Source organism: Acinetobacter sp. SK-43 (assembly GCF_015351505.1).
GTDB classification, from domain to species: domain Bacteria; phylum Pseudomonadota; class Gammaproteobacteria; order Pseudomonadales; family Moraxellaceae; genus Acinetobacter; species Acinetobacter junii.
Window position 1 is genome coordinate 1 of sequence record NZ_JADKPY010000006.1, and the last position, 21,705, is coordinate 21,705.

The 21,705-nt window shown below is 39.1% G+C and carries 22 protein-coding genes, 5 pseudogenes and 1 other annotated feature; of the genes and pseudogenes, 18 read left to right on the forward strand and 9 right to left on the reverse strand.

Annotation, left to right across the window (positions count from 1 at the left end; all coding sequences use genetic code 11):
* A partial coding sequence (locus IRT38_RS02310; protein WP_045544714.1) for a hypothetical protein occupies positions 1-283 on the forward strand: 283 nt, incomplete at its 5' end.
* A 147-nt stretch (positions 284-430) separates the two neighbouring features.
* Here IRT38_RS02310 and IRT38_RS02315 read toward each other — a convergent pair.
* The 4 genes and pseudogenes from IRT38_RS02315 to IRT38_RS02330 all read right to left on the reverse strand — a co-directional run.
* Positions 431-730 (reverse strand): annotated as a pseudogene (locus IRT38_RS02315) (replication protein); the annotation flags it as partial.
* A complete protein-coding gene (locus IRT38_RS02320) occupies positions 714-1,061 on the reverse strand; it encodes a hypothetical protein (protein WP_016541972.1) in 348 nt (115 codons plus the stop codon). The pseudogene IRT38_RS02315 and the gene IRT38_RS02320, both read right to left, overlap by 17 nt.
* Positions 1,062-1,393: 332 nt before the next feature.
* A protein-coding gene (locus IRT38_RS02325) for an IS5 family transposase (RefSeq protein ID WP_109439987.1) occupies positions 1,394-2,216 on the reverse strand; the annotation gives its coding sequence in 2 pieces (ribosomal slippage) (positions 1,394-1,834 and positions 1,836-2,216; 822 coding nt in all).
* A gap of 234 nt (positions 2,217-2,450) precedes the next feature.
* The gene (locus IRT38_RS02330) at positions 2,451-2,804 is read right to left on the reverse strand and encodes an antitoxin Xre/MbcA/ParS toxin-binding domain-containing protein (RefSeq protein ID WP_016660659.1); all 354 of its coding nucleotides are present in this window, start codon (positions 2,802-2,804) and stop codon (positions 2,451-2,453) included.
* 840 nt (positions 2,805-3,644) lie between these two features.
* Here IRT38_RS02330 and IRT38_RS02335 point away from each other — a divergent pair.
* From IRT38_RS02335 to IRT38_RS17675, 6 genes are all read left to right on the forward strand, one after another.
* On the forward strand, positions 3,645-4,253 hold the full coding sequence (locus IRT38_RS02335) for a hypothetical protein (RefSeq protein WP_004679652.1): 609 nt from the start codon (positions 3,645-3,647) through the stop codon (positions 4,251-4,253).
* A 30-nt stretch (positions 4,254-4,283) separates the two neighbouring features.
* The gene (locus IRT38_RS02340) at positions 4,284-5,864 is read left to right on the forward strand and encodes a CAP domain-containing protein (RefSeq protein WP_016541975.1); all 1,581 of its coding nucleotides are present in this window, start codon (positions 4,284-4,286) and stop codon (positions 5,862-5,864) included.
* Between the two features lie 16 nt (positions 5,865-5,880).
* Complete coding sequence (locus tag IRT38_RS02345) at positions 5,881-7,122, forward strand: tetratricopeptide repeat protein (protein ID WP_004682117.1); 1,242 nt, start codon at positions 5,881-5,883, stop codon at positions 7,120-7,122.
* Between the two features lie 147 nt (positions 7,123-7,269).
* On the forward strand, positions 7,270-7,542 hold the full coding sequence (locus tag IRT38_RS02350; RefSeq protein ID WP_004682116.1) for a polymorphic toxin type 46 domain-containing protein: 273 nt from the start codon (positions 7,270-7,272) through the stop codon (positions 7,540-7,542).
* Between the two features lie 3 nt (positions 7,543-7,545).
* Positions 7,546-7,818, forward strand: a complete 273-nt coding sequence (locus IRT38_RS02355) for a hypothetical protein (RefSeq protein WP_008941961.1) — start codon at positions 7,546-7,548, stop codon at positions 7,816-7,818.
* Complete coding sequence (locus tag IRT38_RS17675) at positions 7,819-8,031, forward strand: TNT domain-containing protein (RefSeq protein ID WP_081377758.1); 213 nt, start codon at positions 7,819-7,821, stop codon at positions 8,029-8,031.
* Positions 8,032-8,311: 280 nt separating this feature from the next.
* On the opposite strand, the gene IRT38_RS02365 is transcribed toward IRT38_RS17675, so the two are convergent.
* Together IRT38_RS02365 and IRT38_RS02370 are read right to left on the reverse strand one after the other, a co-directional pair.
* Positions 8,312-9,253: a LysR family transcriptional regulator gene (locus IRT38_RS02365; RefSeq protein ID WP_075315321.1), complete on the reverse strand. Its 942-nt coding sequence runs from the start codon at positions 9,251-9,253 to the stop codon at positions 8,312-8,314.
* 51 nt (positions 9,254-9,304) lie between these two features.
* Positions 9,305-11,230 (reverse strand): sigma 54-interacting transcriptional regulator, encoded by a 1,926-nt coding sequence (locus IRT38_RS02370; RefSeq protein WP_016660412.1) that lies wholly within the window; start codon positions 11,228-11,230, stop codon positions 9,305-9,307.
* A gap of 217 nt (positions 11,231-11,447) precedes the next feature.
* Here IRT38_RS02370 and IRT38_RS02375 point away from each other — a divergent pair, with 217 nt between their 5' ends.
* The 7 genes from IRT38_RS02375 to IRT38_RS02405 are packed head-to-tail and all read left to right on the forward strand — an operon-like array spanning position 11,448 to position 17,277.
* Positions 11,448-11,930, forward strand: coding sequence for an MSMEG_0572/Sll0783 family nitrogen starvation response protein (locus IRT38_RS02375; protein WP_002058090.1), 483 nt, complete (start codon positions 11,448-11,450; stop codon positions 11,928-11,930).
* A gap of 24 nt (positions 11,931-11,954) precedes the next feature.
* Positions 11,955-12,947 (forward strand): Nit6803 family nitrilase, encoded by a 993-nt coding sequence (locus IRT38_RS02380; RefSeq protein ID WP_016541978.1) that lies wholly within the window; start codon positions 11,955-11,957, stop codon positions 12,945-12,947.
* A gap of 35 nt (positions 12,948-12,982) precedes the next feature.
* Positions 12,983-14,062 (forward strand): MSMEG_0568 family radical SAM protein, encoded by a 1,080-nt coding sequence (locus tag IRT38_RS02385; RefSeq protein ID WP_002058083.1) that lies wholly within the window; start codon positions 12,983-12,985, stop codon positions 14,060-14,062.
* A 10-nt stretch (positions 14,063-14,072) separates the two neighbouring features.
* Complete coding sequence (locus IRT38_RS02390) at positions 14,073-14,636, forward strand: MSMEG_0567/Sll0786 family nitrogen starvation N-acetyltransferase (RefSeq protein ID WP_016541979.1); 564 nt, start codon at positions 14,073-14,075, stop codon at positions 14,634-14,636.
* Positions 14,636-15,682: a sll0787 family AIR synthase-like protein gene (locus IRT38_RS02395; RefSeq protein ID WP_016541980.1), complete on the forward strand. Its 1,047-nt coding sequence runs from the start codon at positions 14,636-14,638 to the stop codon at positions 15,680-15,682. The genes IRT38_RS02390 and IRT38_RS02395 overlap by 1 nt, the downstream gene beginning before the upstream one ends.
* Entirely contained in the window at positions 15,675-15,965 is a 291-nt protein-coding gene (locus IRT38_RS02400; protein WP_008941947.1) for an MSMEG_0570 family nitrogen starvation response protein, read from the forward strand. The genes IRT38_RS02395 and IRT38_RS02400 overlap by 8 nt, the downstream gene beginning before the upstream one ends.
* Positions 15,966-15,975: 10 nt before the next feature.
* Positions 15,976-17,277 (forward strand): MSMEG_0569 family flavin-dependent oxidoreductase, encoded by a 1,302-nt coding sequence (locus IRT38_RS02405; protein ID WP_016541981.1) that lies wholly within the window; start codon positions 15,976-15,978, stop codon positions 17,275-17,277.
* 82 nt (positions 17,278-17,359) lie between these two features.
* Here the strand turns inward: IRT38_RS02405 and IRT38_RS02410 are convergent, their stop codons facing one another.
* Positions 17,360-17,587 carry a hypothetical protein gene (locus tag IRT38_RS02410; RefSeq protein WP_161420231.1) on the reverse strand — a complete coding sequence of 76 codons (228 nt, stop codon included), beginning with the start codon at positions 17,585-17,587 and terminating at the stop codon, positions 17,360-17,362.
* A 1-nt stretch (position 17,588) separates the two neighbouring features.
* Positions 17,589-18,391 (reverse strand): annotated as a pseudogene (locus IRT38_RS17640) (tyrosine-type recombinase/integrase); the annotation flags it as partial.
* Between the two features lie 71 nt (positions 18,392-18,462).
* On the opposite strand from IRT38_RS17640, the pseudogene IRT38_RS02420 reads away from it, so the two are divergent.
* The 3 pseudogenes from IRT38_RS02420 to IRT38_RS17495 all read left to right on the forward strand — a co-directional run.
* A pseudogene (locus IRT38_RS02420) lies at positions 18,463-18,600 on the forward strand (transposase); the annotation flags it as partial.
* Positions 18,601-18,650: 50 nt separating this feature from the next.
* Positions 18,651-19,884: pseudogene (locus IRT38_RS02425) on the forward strand (IS3 family transposase).
* Positions 18,926-19,042 (forward strand) — a sequence feature (AL1L pseudoknot). It overlaps the preceding pseudogene by 117 nt.
* Before the next feature lie 49 nt (positions 19,885-19,933).
* Positions 19,934-20,041 (forward strand): annotated as a pseudogene (locus tag IRT38_RS17495) (serine/threonine-protein phosphatase 2); the annotation flags it as partial.
* 79 nt (positions 20,042-20,120) lie between these two features.
* Here IRT38_RS17495 and cynS read toward each other — a convergent pair.
* Entirely contained in the window at positions 20,121-20,570 is a 450-nt protein-coding gene (cynS, locus tag IRT38_RS02430; protein WP_008941922.1) for a cyanase, read from the reverse strand.
* Between the two features lie 280 nt (positions 20,571-20,850).
* On the opposite strand from cynS, the gene IRT38_RS02435 reads away from it, so the two are divergent.
* A complete protein-coding gene (locus IRT38_RS02435) occupies positions 20,851-21,660 on the forward strand; it encodes a formate/nitrite transporter family protein (protein WP_008303564.1) in 810 nt (269 codons plus the stop codon).
* The last annotated feature ends 45 nt before the right edge of the window (positions 21,661-21,705 follow it).

The window sequence follows — 21,705 nt, forward strand, 5'->3', positions numbered from 1 at the left end:
TGGTTCAGATCATGGCGAATGGAGTGAACAAGACAGAAAAGATATTGCTCAACTACGTGAATCACACCCTGAACTAGCACACTGGGGCGATTTAGCAATAGGTGTTGCATTTGGTAGCTTCTCCGATGATGTCTTAGAGGTTGGTTGGGGTAATTGGATAATTGGTCAACGTAGTGAAGATTTCTTAACTTATTGTTGTTGGCGACAAATTAAAGGAACTTGGAATTTTGGTATGTTTTTCAAGACACCTAATCAAGAAGTTTTACCAATTTGGAAAAGCTAGGTTTACAACTATATTGTAAAAACTGCTATTTTTCTAAACTGAAAAATTCATTGAGTTTAGAACTGTAATGTAGATTTATTTAATTAGATTTGATGTAAGTTGTTGATTTTACACTTTGCTAGTTTAAGACATTAATGTACAAAGACACAGCCATTTATTTTGTGCTAACTTTTCAATCACAAGAATCCCAGCTCGCTTTAACTTTGCAACAATTCGTTTGATTGTTGAGATGCTGTACACGCCAAGCGTGCTTTGCCACTGTTCATAACTATGGAACCAATATTTTTTTCCATTAAAGGTTTTTCCTTCGTTATTTTCTAAAAAGTAATGCAACTTCTGTAAAAAATTGGCGGCAGCCACGCCAAACGCTTTTGCAAGCGTTGGCGAAGCAATGAGAGGATAGTCTCCAGATACGAGAAGATGATTATTCTTATTGGTCTTGGACATGATTCGCCCCACGTAGCACACGTTGTGCACGTTCAATCATCTTGTGACGTTGATGTGTACGAAATGCCCAGAGCGACGATAAATTGTTATTTTGATTGAGCTTTGCGACTTTAAGAATTTGCTCATCAGTCATTTCATGCATGCATTGACGAATGATTTCATGGGCTTGTTCAAGTTCGTTGAGCAGGGAGTTTGCAGTGTCAACAGCAATATAAAGATTGGCAAGTGTTTGACGTTGAGGATTTGAAATTGATTTGCCCAGTTCAACAATCAGTTGCGAGGCTTGTTGTTTAGATGTGCACGTATTTGCACCATGAAGAATTGCGTTCATAGTCGTTTCCTTGTAGATAAGTTTAATACTTACCCCCATTACTTCTCACGGTAATGGTGGCAGCAAAACAGGGGTGAGAATACCGTTCTACAAGGTACGGCCAGCATAAAGCTGCCCTGTCAAGCTGCCATAACGACTGCTAAACAGTAGACAAAAAAATAGCCGCATAAGCGACATTGTTTTGCGCTTGTAGAATATAACAGGTTCTCACGCCTGTACACAGATTTTGCTGTGTTCAATTAGCTTAACTGGGTATCGCTTGAGCTGTCAACGATGTAATTGGATCTTTTTACATATTTTAACATTAAATAATAGATCTCTTGCGAAAGTCATTATTGAAAATTTATCCGGTTTACCAGTGCAGCGATTAAGTTAATGCGTAAACCGAATCTTTTCCGTCTATTTCGATAGCGTTCACTTAATATTCTAAATGTCTTCAATTGACTATTGATGTGTTCGATCACAACTCGTATTTTTCCAATCATTTTATTGTACTTTTTCTCAACATCAAATAAGGGTATATTCTTCTTTTTCTTTATTGGCATCAATAATTTAAAGCCATCTTGCTCTAATCCGTAGTACCCTAAATCGGTCATAACATATTCACAATGTTTGAATTTCTTAACCGTTTTTCTTGCCAGTTTAATGTCATGCTGACTGCCATTCGATATATCTAGCCCTATGATTTGTTTGCTCTTCGGATGATAGATCACTTGTGCTTTTAGCGTATGTTTCTTCTTTTTACCACTGTAGAACTTACTCTGATTTTTTTTTCGGGCGTTCTATTGAACATTCTGTCGCATCGATAATGACCCAGTTAAAGTGTTCGTCTGCTGTGGTAATGCTTCGTTTTGGCAGAGTAAAACATCTTGATTTCATCAATGCATCTTCAACCTTTTTAATGGTTCGATTCACATTACTTTCAGCGATATGGTAGTGTGCCGCCAATTCCAGTTGAGTACTGTAGTTACGTAAGTAATTGAGCGTTAATAACAACTGATCCTCTATAGCTAAAGTATGAGGACGACCTGATTTCTTTTTGAGTGATTCTGCTTTTTCTAAAACATCTACCATTTCGGTAAAAACTGGTCGAGGTACGCCAACCAAGCGTTTAAATTCAGAATCTGAAAAACGATTTAAGTTCTGATATCTCATGAAACTTAGATTGAGGTGGTTTTTACTTTCGCAAGAGATCTAATGTATTGATTAACCTGAAGATATTTTAAATTTCTGACGGCTAGGAATTTGATTGTGAATCATGTTTGTGGTGGTTTGTTGAGCACAAATTTTAATCTTTGCTGTGTTTTTAACGGAAGTGATGCTAATGATGATCAGAATTTCTAATCAAGCAAATTGAAGCTGATTCGCTAAAAGAATGATTTAAATAAATCATCGATTGTTTAGGGCTTCAACAACTGTTAAGACTTTCTCTAAGCCTTTTCTAGTTTGAATTTGCTGAATCGGGACACCATCGGTTGCGGTATTGAATGCATTCATAAAATAATCAATCCATTCAGAATCATCGCCCGTGAGTGCTGATAAGCTTTGATAAAGGCGAATCAGTAATAATCCAGTTTCACCTTGTGCAGATGCGGGTTCTAATACAGCTGAGAATTCGATTTGCTTCATCGAAGCGAGATCGCGACCTATCACAGCAGCCAGTTGAGTATTACTAAGACCGAGTAAATCCGCAGTTTTCAATATGGCTTCTGCTAAAACCATTGTTGTACTGGCTGAGTTCATTTAATCGACCCGCTGAGCTTTGCTGATTATTTATTCTATCCCATTTAATAGGCTATTTCTGAAGGTGCGTGAGCTTCAGTTTGATCGCTTTAAATCAGCCTGAGCCAATACATTCTTCTTATTAACAGCTCATTAGGCATTGATTCATCTCAATGCGTTGAATGTAAAAGCTGAACTGAGCCTGATTTAATTCTTTATTTTATTGTTTTATTTTAATAGAGAACAACAGTCCATTTTAGCCTCATCCATCAAAGCAAAATGAGCCTATCGATTGGACGAATTTGACCTTATGGGAAAAATCAAAGATTTAATGCGATTACATTTGGCGAATCTAATTGTCTAGATTTTAGTGCTTTGTAAAATTGACTAAAGCGCTGGATAAAATTAATATGAGCTCGCTGGCCTACATTGCCAGTCGGTTTTAGCAGACCGTCCAACACAAGAGCATTAAAGGACTTGTCTTTTAGTGTTTATCCCCTCGTGCCCCTCTGCGGTGGAACGGGAGGGGGACGTCTTCGGACGTGCTGGATTCTTGTGTTCCAGTCTGCTAACCCGCTCTCGTTCTGCCACCATTATTTAGCAGTAATTGGTAGAACTTCTTAACACAAGGAGCTTCTCATGCTGTACCAATCTTTTCTAATTTGTGTTTCACCCCATGTTCAACCTTGTTGTGCTTTGCAACGGGGGCGATACGGCTAATTTTTTATTATTCGTCTGTTATTCAAACAACATTTTTACAAGAACAATCCAACGGTGGACGGCTAAATCACGCCTATAAAAAATAAACCTTTTTATATCTGCTGGTGATTGTGCATTGCATTGAACATGCGGGAAACAACCATGACTGAATTAAGCAAACCCAAAATCATACCCATTGAACACCGTCCACAAAAATCTAAGCTCTTTATAAAATGTGTGGTCTTACCCATCGTGATCTTTCTCATCGTTGCCAAAATCTTCTCCTTTGGTGCTTTCGGTTACATCTTCTTTGGCTTTGACCTGTTCTGGTTTGTGATCCTTTACTACCTTTATGAATATGGAAATACCTACTTTGACGGGATGACTGAACAACTGAAACGTCAAGGAGAAAGCTTTAACTACCAAAACCGTGGTGTTTGGATCAACAGCCAAGATAAAACCATTATTCTGTTTGATCAGTCTGATCAACGCCTCGTCAAATATCCCTTTGATTACATCACTTCCGTTGGACACTACAACTTAGTCGAAGATAACTTTAGAACCACGACCACTGTGATCAGCAATCCAATGATGGGAACACATGTCAATCAACAGGTCCATCGCACACCGATGAAACGAGAGTTTCAAGTCAATATTGGTACACGAGATCCATTCAAACCGAATTACAGCCTAAAAGTCCTATTTCCTTGGCGTAGTCCACAAATGGCCAGTGAAATCCGTCAATTATTATCGGCTGATCATTATCAATAACAACAATATAAAAATTTAAGGCAGTCAATCATGATGATTTCAAAATCGTTCATGCCATCAGTTCTAATGATGGCAATCAGTACAGCAATGGTCGGGTGTGGTAGTGGTTCGGGTGGAGATTCAAGTTCATCCAATGGCGGTGGAACGGATAATCCAGATAATGGCAATCCAATCCCTAAGCCCGTGACCTGTGTTGAAAGCCAATATCTGGAAGAGGGTGTATGTAAAAACAAGGTAGTGCAGAATATTCAGTCACTACCATTCAGTACGCTGATTCAAGGTCAACGCTATCCATTATCGCTGCAAACAGATCAAGGTCTAGTAGTAACGTTTAGCAGTAACACACCCAACATCTGTAGTGTAAGTGGCGGTGAACTTAAAGCGCATAAAGTCGGTCAGTGTAATCTGGTATTGACACAGGCAGGGACGGCAAAAGTTCTAGCACTGAATAGCAGCATGACCGTCAATGTGAGTTGTGCGGCTGAGCAATATCTAGAAAATAATGTGTGCGTGAATAAGCTCAAGCAAACCATTACCCCACTAAAAATCAAATATATCCTGACGGAGAGTGTGTATTCACTGGATACGGAATCCAGTGCCAAACTACCTGTCACGATTAGCAGCCTTTCTTCATCAACCTGTACCTATAGTCAGGGGGAACTCAAAGGGATTGGTGCAGGGTTATGTACCCTTAAACTTACTCAAGAGGGGGATGCTAAAACACTGGCAGCAGAGAGTAAAACCATCAGCTTTGATGTGTTTAAAGCTTCATCTATGGGTGATGCACCCGATATCAATAACTGTTATGCAGGTAAGCTCAGAGCAAAGTTTAGAAATGAGTTTTTACATGAGCTCAATACGGTTCGTGCCTTGCATGGGTTGCCAAGTATTACATACGATTATGCCCATGAAGATGAGATGATGCAGACTGCCCTGATTCTTGCGGCAAACAACATCTTGACTCATTACCCTGAAGCGACCACAAACTGCTATTCAGATATTGGTGCAGTGGGTGCAAAAACCAGTAGTTTGGAAATGGGGGTAAGACAGAATAAATATGACTATTCACCTGCCGAAAGCATTACAAATATGGTGCATGACAAATTAAATCTGTTTGCAGGAGATGTGGGGCATCGCCTCTGGATGCTTAATCCTTTCTTACAAAAATCGGCGTATGGTTCAGTTAATGCGCCATCATTTAAAGATACCCGATTCCCTTATGTGGTCGGTACGTCCTACAAAGTGGTTTATCCCTTCGACAATCCAACCACTGCACCACTCGGTGTGATTGCCTATCCCTACCACAACTATCCAGCCAAATATTATATGGCGGGTTCAATTCTCTCGATTTCAGTTTTAACCGATCAAAAGAATTTCTTTGCCAATCGAAATGTGGATTACGCCAAAGCCACTGTTGTTGTCACTGAACGAAGTAGTGGAGCTAAACAGAAGATCAGCAATATACGCTATGAAAATATCGGAGTTCCTAACCATATCCAATTTAACTTCGACGATTTGAAACTGAATGTGATCTACGACGTCAAACTCAGCAATGTCTTGGTGAATGGTCAGCCTAAAGAATATTCCTACTGGTTTAATGTGAATGATTAATAAGGATAAGAATCAGATGAAAAAATTAATACTCCATCTTGCTGTCGCTAACAGTATGGTAATGACCAGTTCAACAGTATCTGCTGAAACCAAGAAAGTGAACCTGTCGGCAGGACTGAACTATGTACTGTCACAAGTCGTGACCAAAGGAGATAATAATCAAAGTCACCATAATATGGGAATGCTTTACTACTTAGGAAAGAAAGGTGTACCTGTAGATCATAAAAAAGCGGCTGAATGGTTTTCCAAGGCAGCAGTGAATGGTTTTGCTCCTTCACAGTACGCATTAGCAGTCATGTATCTTAATGGGGATGGTGTACCACAGGATGCAAAAAAGGGCGTTACCTTGTTGCAAAGTGCTGCACGGCAGGGACAACCTGAAGCGGTCAAGTTATACAATGTATTGCAGGCTAATAAAGCACAGCAGCTCAATGCTGTTCAAACGACATCAGTACAAACAGCTACAACAGCCATTAAATACTATGATACATCCAAGCTTGAACCTAAGAACTTTAAGCAAGTTGTACTCCCTAACCTAAGTACAGATACCGTTGCTCGAAGTTTTTATAAAGTGACATCATCCAGAGAAAGAGGAAAAGATGATTACTGGGGAAGTGGCAAATACTACTATGTTAATAAGCCTAGCGACTTGGATGATCTCACTGATGCTGTAATCAGTATCGCGCCTATTATTACTTACCAGAATATGCAGGGGGAAGCCCGTTATTTAGTCCCTGTGGAAGTGACTTTAGCAATCGAAGGGAGGATAGAAACTTCACATGCTACACGAGGCACTTTGGAATTATATCTCTTTAAAAAATTGGACAATGGACAATTCCAAATGATTTCAAAAACAGCCCAAGGGGGAATTGAAAGTATAGAGGGATATGGTCGAACCTCATGGAATGCTCAAGAATTTAAAAAGAACTTACAAGCTTTTGGAAACAATACACTAGGAAGCTATACCATTGATGGTTATTACGGCAATGGTTATGGGGAAAGCGTGTGGTCACTTCTTCTGTTAAATGAAGACGACTATATTGTTGAACAAATGTTCGAAGAAGGAAAAGTTTCAGAACAACCAGAGTACGGCTATTCTTCAGCAATCAAAGTTAACAAAAATGGACAACCATTTTATCCATTCCAGATTCAATATCAGGGAACGGATTTGAACGACAATAGTCAGATGGTTAAAGTAAATAAAATTGTACCTTATCAGTATGATAGTAAGAATAAGTTTTATTCAAAGCTGAAATAATACTCGTAAATTAGAATAGCTATATTGATGTCTATCCTCCTGTTTCTAGGTATTGGGAATTGGAGGACACTATAAGAATGAGGAAATATCAGTGAATATTAAACCAATTAAAAATGATGTTGAACTTACTAACGCTTTTATTCGATATTGAAAATAGATGAAAAATATGTGCAACATATTAAAGATGGTAGAATTGGCAATTATTTTGCACCAGTTGGTACTCCAGCAAACCATTTAGGAATTAACCCAGCAGGAAGAGTGCCAATTACTTTTGCTCCAGTAAAGGAAACAGAGGTGCTTAAATCAAAAGCTAAAGAAATTGTTGATACATGGACTGATCCGAATAAACCTTATCCAGCAAAAGGTGGTGGTACACAGTATTTTGTTCCAAACAAAGAAAATTTAAAACAGGTGAAGTGATTAATGAATAAACGGCTAGAACTATTTTATATTGCACTAGAAAAATGCGAGAATCTAATAGGTTTATATCCAGATTTAATTGTGTTGAAATCTATTTATAACCAAATTGAATATTTAATAAGTTTTGAAAAAAATATGGATATTGATAAAAGTCGAATATCTGAAATTATTATTGGGGTACAGACAGTAAGGGAAATTGAACCTTTAGATGATATAGCTTCAGAAATTTTTTATAGGGTAGCTGATGAAGCAAGAAAAATGAATAAATCCATGTGAATTGAAAAACGTGCATTACCTTTTAGCTCATTAAATAAACCTTATAGGCAATATGAAGTTATAAAGCCTATTACTCCTACAGCTGAATCAAAAATCTTACCATGGTTTGGACAACCTGGCCAAGGAACTCAGTATAAGTTGCCAAAATCTGTTCAGGAACTTTTAGATCCTAATAATCCATATTTAAAGGAAATTCGTAATGACAAGAGGTAAGTTAATTCAATATTTGTCTTCGTTGGGAGTGCATGATAGTAGTTATGCTTTCGACAAAATAAAAAATTCTGAGTGCGTAAGCATATTAAAGGAGAGAGAGATGTGGAATGTTTATTATACGGAAAGGAATATTCCTGACTGGCTTTGTTGCATAAATATGTAAGCATCTGATTTAAATAAATTTAATTTTGGATCAAGAAATAATCAAAACTTTTAAAATCATATAGTTATGAAATCTTTGTGCAACAAAGCCCTAATTAATCAAAATTTTTTTGTAGACTCAAGTTTTAGTGCCTGAGTCTATTCTTTCCCAAGGAGGCAATACAGTCCATTGTTCAACGAGGTAATCGATAAACATTCTGATTCTTGGAGACAAATGTTTTTTGCTTGGATAAATAATGCGAATAGGCTCGGGTTCAACTGTATATTTTTCAAGAAGAGGAATAAGTTGGAGCTGATCAATACTTTCTTGTGTGATATAGGTGGGTAGTTGTATGATACCAAACCCTGAAACTGCAGATGCCAAGATAGCATCTGAACTATCGATTTTCATCTTCTCAGGACCTTCAAAAACATAGATCCCCGAGTCTGTCTTGAATTTCCAGCTTCTACGATTGTTGCTACCATTTAGAAAAATTGTATCAAATTTTGCTAAATCTTCTGGAGTTTGGGGGGAACCATGTAATTTAATATATTGTGGTGATGCACATGTCTGCATTTTTTGCCATGCGATGGTCCGTGTTAAAAGTCGAGAATCATCCTTGGGTTCACCAACACGAATACCTATGTCAAAGCCTTCTTCAATGATGTCAACAAAGCGATCTGTAAAAGAAATGTCTGCTTTTAATCCAGGCCATTTTTTTAGAAAGGTGTCTAAAATGGGTAAAATATATCGATTTCCAAGTGAGTGAGGAGCTGTAATTTTTAAAGTACCAATCGGTTCAAGGCGACGTGAAGCCATTACATGATCAACTTCTTCTAAACCTTCTAAACCTTCTAAAATCTGCTGGCAATAATCAAAGAGAATTTGCCCCTCATCAGTCAAGCTTAAGCTTCGTGTCGTTCGATTTAATAGTCGCACTTTCATTTGTTCTTCTAAACGAACAATACTTTTACCAATAGCAGATCGTGATAAACCTAAATGTTTCGCTGCAAGAGTATAACTGCCATATCTGACTGAAGCTACAAAAGCAGAAATATCACCAATTCTATTGATTTCCATTGCTTTATCCCAATGTGATTATTCATTTGTTGGTAAGGTATTGAATATCCATTAATATTTAATACCTAATTTTTTTAATTTTGAAATCAGTGTCGTTGGATTAATCCCTAAAAGCTTAGCTGCACCCTCATCACCAAAAATTTTACCTTCACATTGTTTGATTGCCAGTTGAAGATTTTCAGTTTCTAACTGTTTAAGCTGTTGTATCGATAGGACTTGCTCAATTGCTGTAGCGTGATTGTGCTGCATAGTCTGAGAGGATTCTTGTTCCAGTAAATATTTAAATGAAACAGCGCCATGTTTGGCAGTAATCAATGCTCGCTCCAACACATTTTGTAATTCTCGAATATTACCCGGCCAGTCATAGTGTTGCAGTTCGAGGATGTGTTTTTGTGAAAAAGGTAAATAAGGCACTTTACGATTTTCACTGATCAGCTTGGTAAAGTGTGAAACTAATAGAGGAATATCTTCTTTTCTATCTCGTAAGGCGGGTGAGTGAATCGGGAATACATTCAAGCGGAAGTATAAGTCTTCACGGAAATTTTTGAGCTTAACTTCTTCTCTGAGATTACGATTAGTCGCTGCAATAATCCTGACATCAACGTGGCGAGTTTTTTCTTCACCAATTCGTTCAAATGTTCCTTCTTGTAATACTCTTAATAATTTACTTTGTAATTCTAGTGGGATTTCACCAATTTCATCTAGAAACAATGTTCCTTGATCTGCAAGTTCAAATCGCCCCGCTCGATCACGCACTGCTCCCGTAAATGCGCCTTTAACATGCCCGAAAAATTCACTTTCAAATAGTTCTGAGGGGATGGCTGCACAGTTAACACGTATAAGAGGTTGTTGTTTACGATGACTAGATTGATGGATTGCACGTGCAATCAGTTCCTTTCCTGTACCAGATTCGCCATAAATCATGACATTGGCATCAGTAGAAGCAACTACTTTAATTTTTTCAATGATTTGTAAAATTGAGGCACTATTTCCCACAATTTCATGATATTGATTCTCTTGTAGTATCTCTTCCTGTAAATATTCATTTTGTTGTTCTAGTCGACTTTTTAAGTCTTGTAGTTCGTTAAGAGCATGGGTGAGTTGTTTTTCTGTATTTAAGCGTTCGCTGATATCTCTAAAGACTACAACTGCACCAATGATCTCGCTTTCACGGATGATTGGTGTACTTGTAAATTCCACAGGAAAAAAACTGCCATCACGTCGCCAGAAAATCTCTTGTATTCCTTCATGTACTACACCATCGTGTACAGCTGCGTAGATTGGGCATTCCTCGACAGGATAGTGCGTACCATTCTCATGAGTATGGTGGTGTATTTTATGGATATTTTTACTAAGCACATCTTCTGGTTTTAATCCTAGCATTCTCGCGCCAACGGGATTTATAAAGGTACATAATCCTTGTTTATCGATACTATAAATTCCATCACCTACTGAGCTTAGCAGCAAATGCTTGCCAGTGTCAGAATCAATAAAAAGTTCTTGTAGAGCTTGCCATTCTTTAAGCCCTGCACGAATGACTTTATCTGCATTTTTATTCAGTTGACGTAGCTCTAAGTCTTTGACATCGACTAAGGACCAAATGAGCAGAGTCTTATTCTTATATGGGATTGAAACAGAGCTGACATCGAATTGAATTTTTTCTCCATTTTTATCAAAAGCATATAGCTCATTATTCCATGCATAGCCTTTAGCTAGTGTTTCTTCTGTAAATGCCACTAAGTCTGGGAGTTGACTAAAATGACCAAAAATAGAGGTGATAGTTTTTTGAATCAGCTCATGGCGTTCATAGCGGAGTAATTTCGTAGCACTAATATTTACATCAATAAACTGATTTTGATGTGGGTCTAAAACGAGTAAGGCTTGAGAGGTGTGTTCAAATGCAAGTGGACGAATTGAATTCTCAGTAGTAACCCAATCGGAAATGAAGTCGGTATTATTCATGCTACGAAATTTCATAGAATAGGTTATGAAATTTCATAATACTACGAAAAATCATAACCTTCCAGCACTATATTTATCATCTAAAAGAGCAGTTTTGAAAATATTAATTATTATATTTCAATGACATAAAAATTAATTCCTACCAGAAAATAGATCTTGGCACAGCTCTCGCAATAACACGGATAGACCAAAACAGTTGGTTGAATCGAAACCGTAGATATGAGGAACGGCTATGCCTAAAGTAGATATTGAACAATACAAAGATGGTGATTTTCTTGTCGATTATGAAGAAAAAGTATTTGAGGATGTAAAAGCTCAGCCGGGTGAAAAAGCATTGGTGACTTTCCACACCGTTGCCTTTGAAGGTTCTATTGGCTTGGTTAATGTCTTACAAGCAAAACGATTATTACGCAAAGGTTTTGAAACCAAAATTTTGCTCTACGGTCCAGGTGTTCAGTTGGGGGTACAACGTGGTTTCCCAACTTTAGGTGCTGAAGCTTTTCCTGGACATTTGGCGGTCAATAATCAGCTTAAAGCCTTTATGGAAGAAGGTGGTGAAGTTTATGCCTGCCGATTCGCATTACAAGCGCTATATGGTCAAACCGAAAAAGCATTAATGCCAGGGATTCGTCCAATCAATCCTTTAGATGTAATGGACTTGAAATTACTGATGCGTCGTGACAATGCACTGATCATTGATACTTGGACTGTTTAAAGATTTAAGAAAGGGGAATAAGACATGAATCAGATTGTAAAAGCAGCAGCAGTACAGTGTAGTCCAGTGCTTTATAGCCAAAAGGAAACCGTACAAAAAATCTGTAATACGATTTTAGAGCTAGGTAAACAAGGCGTACAGTTTGCTGTTTTTCCTGAAACGGTAGTGCCTTATTACCCTTACTTTTCTTTTGTACAACCACCGTTTGCAATGGGTAAGGAACATTTAAAGCTTCTCAATGAATCTGTGGTTGTCCCTTCTGAAGCAACCTTTGCGATTGGTCAAGCCTGTGCTGAAGCAAAAATGGTGGTTTCTATTGGGATTAATGAGCGCGCGGGTGGAACAATCTACAACGCACAGCTGTTATTTGATGCTGATGGCTCGATTATTCAGCATCGTCGAAAAATTACCCCAACTTATCATGAACGTATGGTGTGGGGACAAGGCGATGGCAGTGGGTTGCGTGCGATTGATTCTGCTGTCGGGCGTATTGGGTCACTGGCATGCTGGGAGCATTATAACCCTTTGGCACGTTTTGCCTTAATGGCAGATGGAGAACAGATTCATGCTGCCATGTTCCCTGGTTCATTAGTCGGACAGGTGTTCGCTGATCAGATCAGTGCCACTATTCAGCACCATGCTTTGGAGTCAGGTTGTTTCGTAGTTAATGCGACGGCATGGCTACATCCTGAGCAACAACAACAAATTATGAAAGACACTGGTTGTGAAATTGGTCCAATTTCAGGTGGATGCTTCACTGCTATTGTATCGCCTGAAGGGAAATTTCTAGCCGAACCTGTTACTCAGGGTGAAGGTTATTGTATCGCTGACTTAGACTTTTCATTAATTGATAAACGTAAACGCATGATGGATTCGGTTGGTCATTATAGCCGTCCAGAATTATTAAGTTTATTGATTGATCGTCGTCCGACACAGGTACTACATGAACTTAAAGTCGAATCCTTGGATTTAACAAATCTTGAAAAGATTTCCAGATTTACGGAAGAGCAGGTTTAAGCCTTATTAAACCAATTCTATAGAGAGGGGTGAGTATGTCTGCAATACAACTTTTGACTGATTTGCAATGTAACGGTCTGAAATGGGATGGTGAATTTGGTCTATCTCGTAAAGGCGGTGCAGGGCCAAGTGATCATAAGGCACTCAGCCTAGATGGGCAGACGATGATGATTCCAGTGTTGAATCTAGCTGCACAAGAGTCTCCATACAGTGCCAAAGCTGATCCAGATTCTGACCAAGTGATCGTATTTAAAAACCGGATTCCTGTAGCAACATTAACAGCCCCATCTCGTCCAAAGTTTTATGACTTAACTACAGACGAAGGTATTCCATATGAGCAAATTGCAACTTTGCATAGCCACGATGTCTTGGCAACAACAGTATTACAACATTGCATTCGTATGAATGATAAAGCTACGGCTTGTCAATTTTGTTCGATTGACCAATCTTTAAAAAGTGGTCGTACTTTAATTCGGAAACGTCCTGAACAGCTCGCAGAAGTTGCAAAAGCAGCTGTGGAACTCGATGGTGTACAGCAAATGGTCATTACCACTGGCACACCTAATACTCCAGACCGTGGAGCAGAGATTTTATATGACAGTGTAAAAGCAATATGTGCTGAAGTGAAGTTACCTATACAGGTGCAATGTGAGCCACCCGATGATTTTGCATGGTTTCAAAAGTTAAAAGATGCAGGTGCGGTGTCAATTGGTATGCATCTTGAAGCGGTGAGTGATCGGGTACGTCATAAAATTATGCCGGGTAAAGCAGAAGTTTCAATTAATACATATTTTGCAGCATTTAAGGCGGCAGTTGAGGTATTTGGTCGGGGGCAAGTAAGTACCTATATCTTAGCTGGGCTAGGCGATACAGAAAAAGAAATCATTGAAATGACTGCCAACTTGACCGAGATGGGCGTTTATCCGTTTGTAGTGCCATTTGTACCAATTCAGGGAACAGCACTTGAACATCATTCAAAACCTGAGCAAGCCTTTATGCAGGCACTCTATCCAAAAATTGGTGAGCAACTCCGTCTACATGGGCTTAACTCGGAAGACACTCAAGCGGGTTGTGCCAAATGTGGAGCATGTTCTTCACTGAAAGCTTATGAGTAGGAGAAACAGTATGCAACTTTCTGGTTATCCATGGTTAATAGAATTAAATGAAGACCTTAAACAGTTTGTCACAGATGACATTGTTATCAAGGTGGTCACTGAAGACTGGGAACGTCGTCAATATTATCGCCTGCGAGAGGCAACTTTTCGCGATGAACAAAAGATTCTAAAAGAAGACCGTGATGAATATGACTTTAAAGCTCTAGGTATTGTTGCGATTGGGCAAATGTTTGGTGAGCATGATCATGTCATAGGTGCAGTGCGGATCTTCCCGGATGGAGCAAATACATGGTGGGGTGGGCGTTTATGTGTAGAGCCATTATACCGCCATCATCATGCTATTGGTAAAGCGCTGATTAATGCAGCAGTGTCGACGGCAAAAAATCTAGGATGTCAAACATTCTTAGCGACTGTACAGCAACAAAATGAGCGTTATTTTCAGAAATTATGTTGGAACAGTGTCTGTGAATTAATGGTTGCTGAAATTCCACATATGATGATGCAAGCTCAAATTGAACATTATCCGCTACAGCATGTGGTCATGCAGGCTTATATGCAAAAAGAGGTGGAATGATGATGTCACTCAATCAACTTCTTGAATATTTGAGACAAACTCCAGCTATGCAATCAAAACAGGTGATTGCTAAAAGTGTAATGATCCCAAATCTGGATAAAGTGAATTCTCTGCAAGCTTTATACGCTTATCCTGGAGATGATACTGCCGCTGTTGCTGTCCAAGGACAATATATTTTACATGCGTGTGAAGGGATGTTGCCTGGTTTTGTTGCTAATCATCCTTATTTTGCGGGTTGGTCTGCAGTCATGGCCAATATCAGTGACATTGCAGCAATGGGTGGTCGTGCATTATCTGTTGTAAATAGCTTTTGGCATACAAATGTTGGGCATGCTCAATTATTAATGCAAGGCATGCAAGATGCTTGTACTGCTTATGATGTTGCATTGATTGGTGGGCATAGCAATATCGCTGAAAGTTATCAGCCTGCTTTATCCGTTGCCATTCAAGGAACAGCACAGAAATTATTGTCGGTTTTGCATGTTAAACCACAGCAAAAGATTTTGATTGCTTTAAATCTACAAGGTCAATTTCATCCTAACACTGTCTATTGGAAATGCTTTGAACGTGTATCGGGACGTATTTTGCAAGCACAGCTCTCAGTAATGCCGCAACTTGCACAACAAGGAATCGTATATGCCGCACGCGACATTAGTAATGCAGGCATTTTAGGCAGCCTGCTCATGCTACTTGAGGCAACGCAAAGTGGCGCAGACATAGACCTTCAAAAAATTCCAAAACCACAAAATGTGGACTGGCAGACGTGGCTGCAAATCTTTCCTAGTTATGGTTTTTTGCTGACAGCTGATGAAGGCGAATGCGAAGAAATCATTGAATTATTTGACAGTCAGGGTATCTGCTGTGCAGTGATTGGTGAAAGTAATGCCAGTGGAAAAGTTTATGTGCATGATCAGAAGCAAAATGCTCAATTTTGGGATTTTCATCAGCAAACATTTACTGGTTTTAACTATGCTGAAATTTTAAAAAAGTTAAAGGCTCAGTCGGATCCGATTGAGCCGATAGAGAAGGAGGCAGCATATGCCTAGCGTGAATTTTACCGTGAAATGGCCGAATGGCGAGCTGATTCAATATTACTCTCCATCCACGGTGATTTATGAATATCTAGCTAAAGGACATTCATATCCAGCAATACAGTTTTTAAAGTTGGCTGAAGATGGGTTATCTGCTGCATCAGAACGAGTACGAGTACGTTATGGCTTTGCATGTAGTTCAGCCATGGACAGCCTATCCACGATTAAACGCCAAGCTAACTTATTCGCCTTAAAAGACGAAGACCAAATTGAAATTACTGAAATGCACAATGAATAAGGGGAACAAGATGCTTAATATGCAAATTCAAGATTTACAACCAAATTATGATGTCGTGATTGTTGGTGGTGGCCAGGCAGGGTTATGTATCAGTCATTATTTACAAAAAGCAGGAATTGATCATGTGATTCTAGAAAAAGAATCAGAGTTGACCCATAGCTGGCGCAGTAAACGGTGGGATAATTTCACTTTGGTTACCCCCAATTGGCAATGTTTGCTTCCAGAGCATCCATATAACGGCAATGACCCTGATGGATTTATGAAAAAAAATGAAATTGTTGAATATCTCGACGACTTCATTGAAAAACTGAATCCACCAGTTTTATTGAATGTTCAGGTTAAGCATGTTGCAAAAATTGCACCTCAACACTTTGAAATTGAAACCAGTTTAGGCACAACGACTGCGAAACAATTAGTTGTAGCGGCTGGTGGTTATCACACCCCAATTTATCCAAAACTAAGTGATCAAGTCCCTGAACAAGTGTTGGTAATGCATTCAGAACAATATTTTAATGTGGAACAGTTACCTGAAGGTAATGTCTTGGTTGTCGGTTCAGGACAATCAGGTGCCCAAATTGCAGAAGATTTACATTTGGCAGGTAAAAAGGTTTATCTTTCTACGGGAGATGCACCACGCTGTGCGCGTTTTTATCGTGGTAAAGACGTAGTGAAGTGGCTTTATGAAATGGGTTATTACGAAACAACCGTCAAAGATCACCGATATAGTGAAGAGGTTCGTAACAGCACTAATCATTATGTGACTGGGCGAGATGGTGGTCGTGATATTGATCTACGTAAATTTGCATTAGAAGGTATGCGATTGTTTGGACGATTTGAGGACTATAAGGAAGGACAGTTTGTCTTCCGTCCAGATTTAATCCAGAACCTAGACATGGCAGATGCAACTTACAATCGTATTAATGCCTCTATTGATGACTATCTAGAGAAAAATAATATTGTGACTGAAGAGCCAGCATCTGTATATCAGCCACTTTGGCAGCCAGAACAGGAAATTACCCATATTGATTTAGTTGAAGAGAACATCACTTCGATCATTTGGTGTATCGGATTTAGACCAGACTATTCTTGGATTGATTTAGATATATTCCAGACAAATGGATATCCAAAACATGATCGCGGTATTACCGTTGACCCTGAAGTAAGCTTTATTGGTTTACCTTGGTTAAACACATGGGGTTCAGGACGTTTTATGGATGTTGCTAAAGATGCTGAGTTTATTGCTGATCATCTCATTCAACAATTAAATGTTACACCACAGCATATATCCTCAACATTATCATCATTGGCCTAATTATCAGGTAGCTGAATAGTCTCAACTTTCGGCTGCATCAAATCTCCAATATTGTTAAAAAACATAGGATAGCCATAATGAATCAACAACCTTTTGTAATTAATACTAATACTGAACCATGGGAATTTCTTCCTGTTCCATTTTTAAATAGTGAACTTCCCGTTAAAACCTGCTTAGCATGTCCTGATACAGGAATGATGATTTGGAAACGGCTTTGTTGCACAAAGATTTGAAATGCAAAGCGCCCTAATTGAGCTAAATTTAAGGCGTAACTTAGGTAAGTGGTCGACCTAATTCCGTGTCGAGGCATTTCAATTAATGCCATTTCGCACTTGTTGCAAAATCCAATCCTCATATTCTTGTAGTGTTTCTTGTAGCATATCCATAGGTCGTACGATGTAGTGCCTTACAACTAATGCACTTGGTTTATGACCTGATATCTGTGCTAAAGATCCTTCATTGATTTTTGCCCAAATAGCTAACGTTTTATATGATCTCCTCAATCCATGGGGAGTAAGTTCAATATTTAGTTTTTTACATATTTTCTCTAAGCTATCGTAAGGATTGACAATATGACCGCATTTAGCACCCTTACTGCTAAATATGAATTTAGAATCAGAATTTTTCCTTAGTTCTAAAAATAGGCTTTCAACATATGCCGTCAGAGGAATTAGGCGACCTTCATCTTCAATTTTATCTCTAACTTTTGCTGTTTTCCAACGAAAATCGACATCTGTCCATTTTAATGAAAGCAGCTCATTCTTTCTGCAACCAGTGATTAAACTACATATCAAAAAATCGCTATTTTTCTACTAGTTAACTTATTTACCTCTTCAAACCATGGTTTTAGATGCTGTTTCATCAAACAATCATTCTTGGCTTTTGGGGAAGGGACCTTATCTTTAACTTTTTTTGAGTTGTATGATTTTGGAGGCACTAAGTTTTCATAATCCTCGTGTTCCTCGCACCAATTCAGGAAAGCTCGTGTAAGTCTGTATGCTTTAGCTGATGTTGTTGGACGGAAGTCATTGTGATCAAGCCAATCGCAAAATACATCTTCAGTTAATTCAGAAAGTTTGTACTCAAACAGTTGAAAAATGGGTTGACTGGTATAGGTAATCCCCCCTAAAAATAAAAGGAAGTAAAAGTAGAATTTTCTCTTAAGATTAGAGCAGGAGATTCTGCATGAAAACATCTAAATTTACTGACAGTCAGATCATGTCTATTTTGAAACAGGCGGAGTCTGGCACGCCTGTTACTACCCTGTGCCGTGAACATGGCATGAGTAATGCGACTTTCTACAAGTGGCGTGCTAAATATGGCTGAACCGTACCGGGTTTGTCGGAGAGTCAATATTCTGAGAGACTATCCCGATGACAAAATTAAAATATACCCCTGAAATCAGAGAAAGAGCGGTTCAATTATTGATTGAATCTGAAAAAGATTATCCTTCTACTTGGGCTGCAATCACAGCAATTGCGCCTAAGATCGGTTGTACTCCTGAAACACTTCGTGCCTGGCATCAAAAGCATTTAGATCAGCAAAATCCTATTAAAGTACAACAGATATCTGATCAAGAAAAAATGAAGCAAATGGAACGTGAAATTAAAGAATTAAAGCGTGCCAATGAAATTCTACGTAAAGCAGCCGCTTTTTTCGCCCAGGCGGAGCTCGACCGCCCACACAAGTAATGGTGGATTTTATCCATAACAATAAAGATCAATATGGTGTTGAAGCGATTTGTAGGATTTTACCAATCGCACCTTCAACCTATTACCGGACTCTAGATCTCACAGTAAATCCAGAACATCGAGCGAAACGAGATCTACATGATGAGCATCATGCTGAACAAATTAAACGAATTTGGAAGGAAAGTTTAGGTCGATATGGCGCACGTAAAGTCTGGCAACAACTGAAACGTGAAGGCTCTGTTATTGCACGTTGTACAATTGCTCGATTGATGCAAAAGCTAGGTATACAAGGTGTTTGGCGTGGTAAGAATAAACAAACCACCCGTAACCGAGATGACCAAAAACGGGCAGATGATTTAGTGAAACGTAATTTTAATGCTGATCATCCAAACCCTTGCGAAGCAATGCTTCTCAGGTGGGTGACTTCACGTATATTCAAACAAATTCAGGCTGGGTTTATACTGCATTTATTATTGATGTCTTCTCACGAGCAATTGTTGGATGGAAAGTATCGACACGGATGAATACAGATATGGTGCTCGATGCACTGGAGCAAGCATTGCATGATCGAGGCATGCCAAAGAACGTGATTCATCATAGTGACAGAGGTGTGCAATATCTTTCCATTCGTTATACCAATCGTTTAGAAGCAGCAAATTTACGAGCATCAGTCGGTACGACCGGTGATTCATACGATAATGCTTTGGCTGAAACGGTGAATGGCTTATACAAAACAGAGGTGATTGAATATTTAAAAGCGGATTGGCAAGGTTTAGCGGATGTACAACTTGCGACACTAAGCTGGGTAGATTGGTTCAATAAAAAGCGTGTACATAGTGCACTAGGTTATGTGTCACCTTTTGATTTTGAAGCAATGTACTATCATAAAATTAACCCATTAGGTCAGGTGGCCTAACTTAAATAAAAAAGTCTCCGACAAACCCGGTACGGTTCAGTTCAAAACCTATTTAGGGCATACCATTGTGAAAAAACATACCCAGATTGATAACTGTCACTATATTGATGTCGGTTCCTCTTATACCCAGAAGCTGTGTATAGTCAAAATTAAATAAGGATAAAGACGGTGATATAAAAGATCTCCTTACGAAGAAATGAAAAGCCATCAATATGATGGCTTTATCAAACGATTAATTAATAGGTTTTATAAGGTAAAAACTTGCCAGACAATACGACATTTACCCGGTCACCGTTCGGGTTTTCCTCACGCTGAATATTCATGCTGAAGTCGATTGCGCTCATAATGCCATCACCGAATTCTTCATGGATCAGCTCTTTAATAGTCGAACCATATACATTTACAACTTCATACCAGCGGTAAATTAAAGGGTCCGTAGGCACACTGGTCGGTAAAGAGCCTTTGTAAGGTACAATTTGCAGCCATGCTACTGCCTCATCACTAAGGTCAAAAATCTGACCAATTTTCTCTGCCTGCTGTTTATTAAATGCCATTTGTCCCAGGCAGGCAGCCGTTACCCATTCTTTAGAAAGACCAATCTCTTTGGCAACATCTGACCACTTAATTGACTTTAAAACTTTCGCTGAAATGATCATGTCAGTTACTTGTTGACGATGGGTAATCATAATCCTCTCCAAATTATTATCAAATGAATGTATGCAGAACGCATAATGCAGATATCATGCCAACAGCATTCTAGAGTTCATGCTAAATAGAAAATGAATATTTAAGTGATTGTTAATTATTTGTGGCATAGCTTTTGCTTATATTTCGATATACATGGCAACGACGCCATTCACCATTACCTGTTCTAATATTCAAGGCAACGGCGCCTAAGGTCTTCAATGATCTTAGGCGTCTTTTTTTCGAAAAACAGGTCCGTATATTGAAAAAGAGGACGACAACATGGCATATCTTGCTCCTGCGGAGTTTGCAAAAAAAGTAGTAGATGCGGGTGAATCCAAATTGCATATGGCAACCCGTGATGTATTGATTCGTGCCTTTATGGCAGGGGCCATTCTGGCCTTGGCAGCGGTATTTGCCATTACCATAGCCGTGCAAACAGGATCACCATTGATTGGTGCGCTCCTGTTTCCAGTTGGTTTTTGTATGTTGTATTTATTGGGCTATGACCTATTAACTGGGGTGTTTGTACTTACGCCGCTGGCATGGCTAGATAAACGCCCAGGGGTGACATGGGGACGTATTCTAAAAAACTGGGGCTTGGTGTTTGTAGGGAACTTTACAGGCTGTTTAGTCGTTGCGGTGCTCATGGCAGCGGTTTATACCATGGGTTTTGCAGCGGATCCAAACCCTGTCGGCGTAAAAATTGCGCATATTGGCGAGGAGCGGACATTAGGTTATGCCGAATACGGATTCGCCGGCTGGATGACTATTTTTATCCGTGGCATGCTGTGTAACTGGATGGTGTCATTAGGTGTCATTGGCGCGATGATGTCTACTACGGTGAGTGGCAAATTTATTGCCATGTGGATGCCAATTATGCTGTTCTTTGCCATGGGCTTTGAGCACTCTGTCGTGAACATGTTCCTGTTCCCATTTGCCATGATGATGGGCGGTGACTTCTCGATTGCTGACTACTTCCTATGGAATGAACTGCCGGTTGCTTTAGGTAATCTGGTGGGCGGTTTGGCATTAACAGGTCTGGCACTTTATACCACCCATGTCCGTACTGGTGTTAAAAAAGAATTTTAACATTCATCATTTTATAAAGGGATCATATAGATCCCTTTTTGAGCT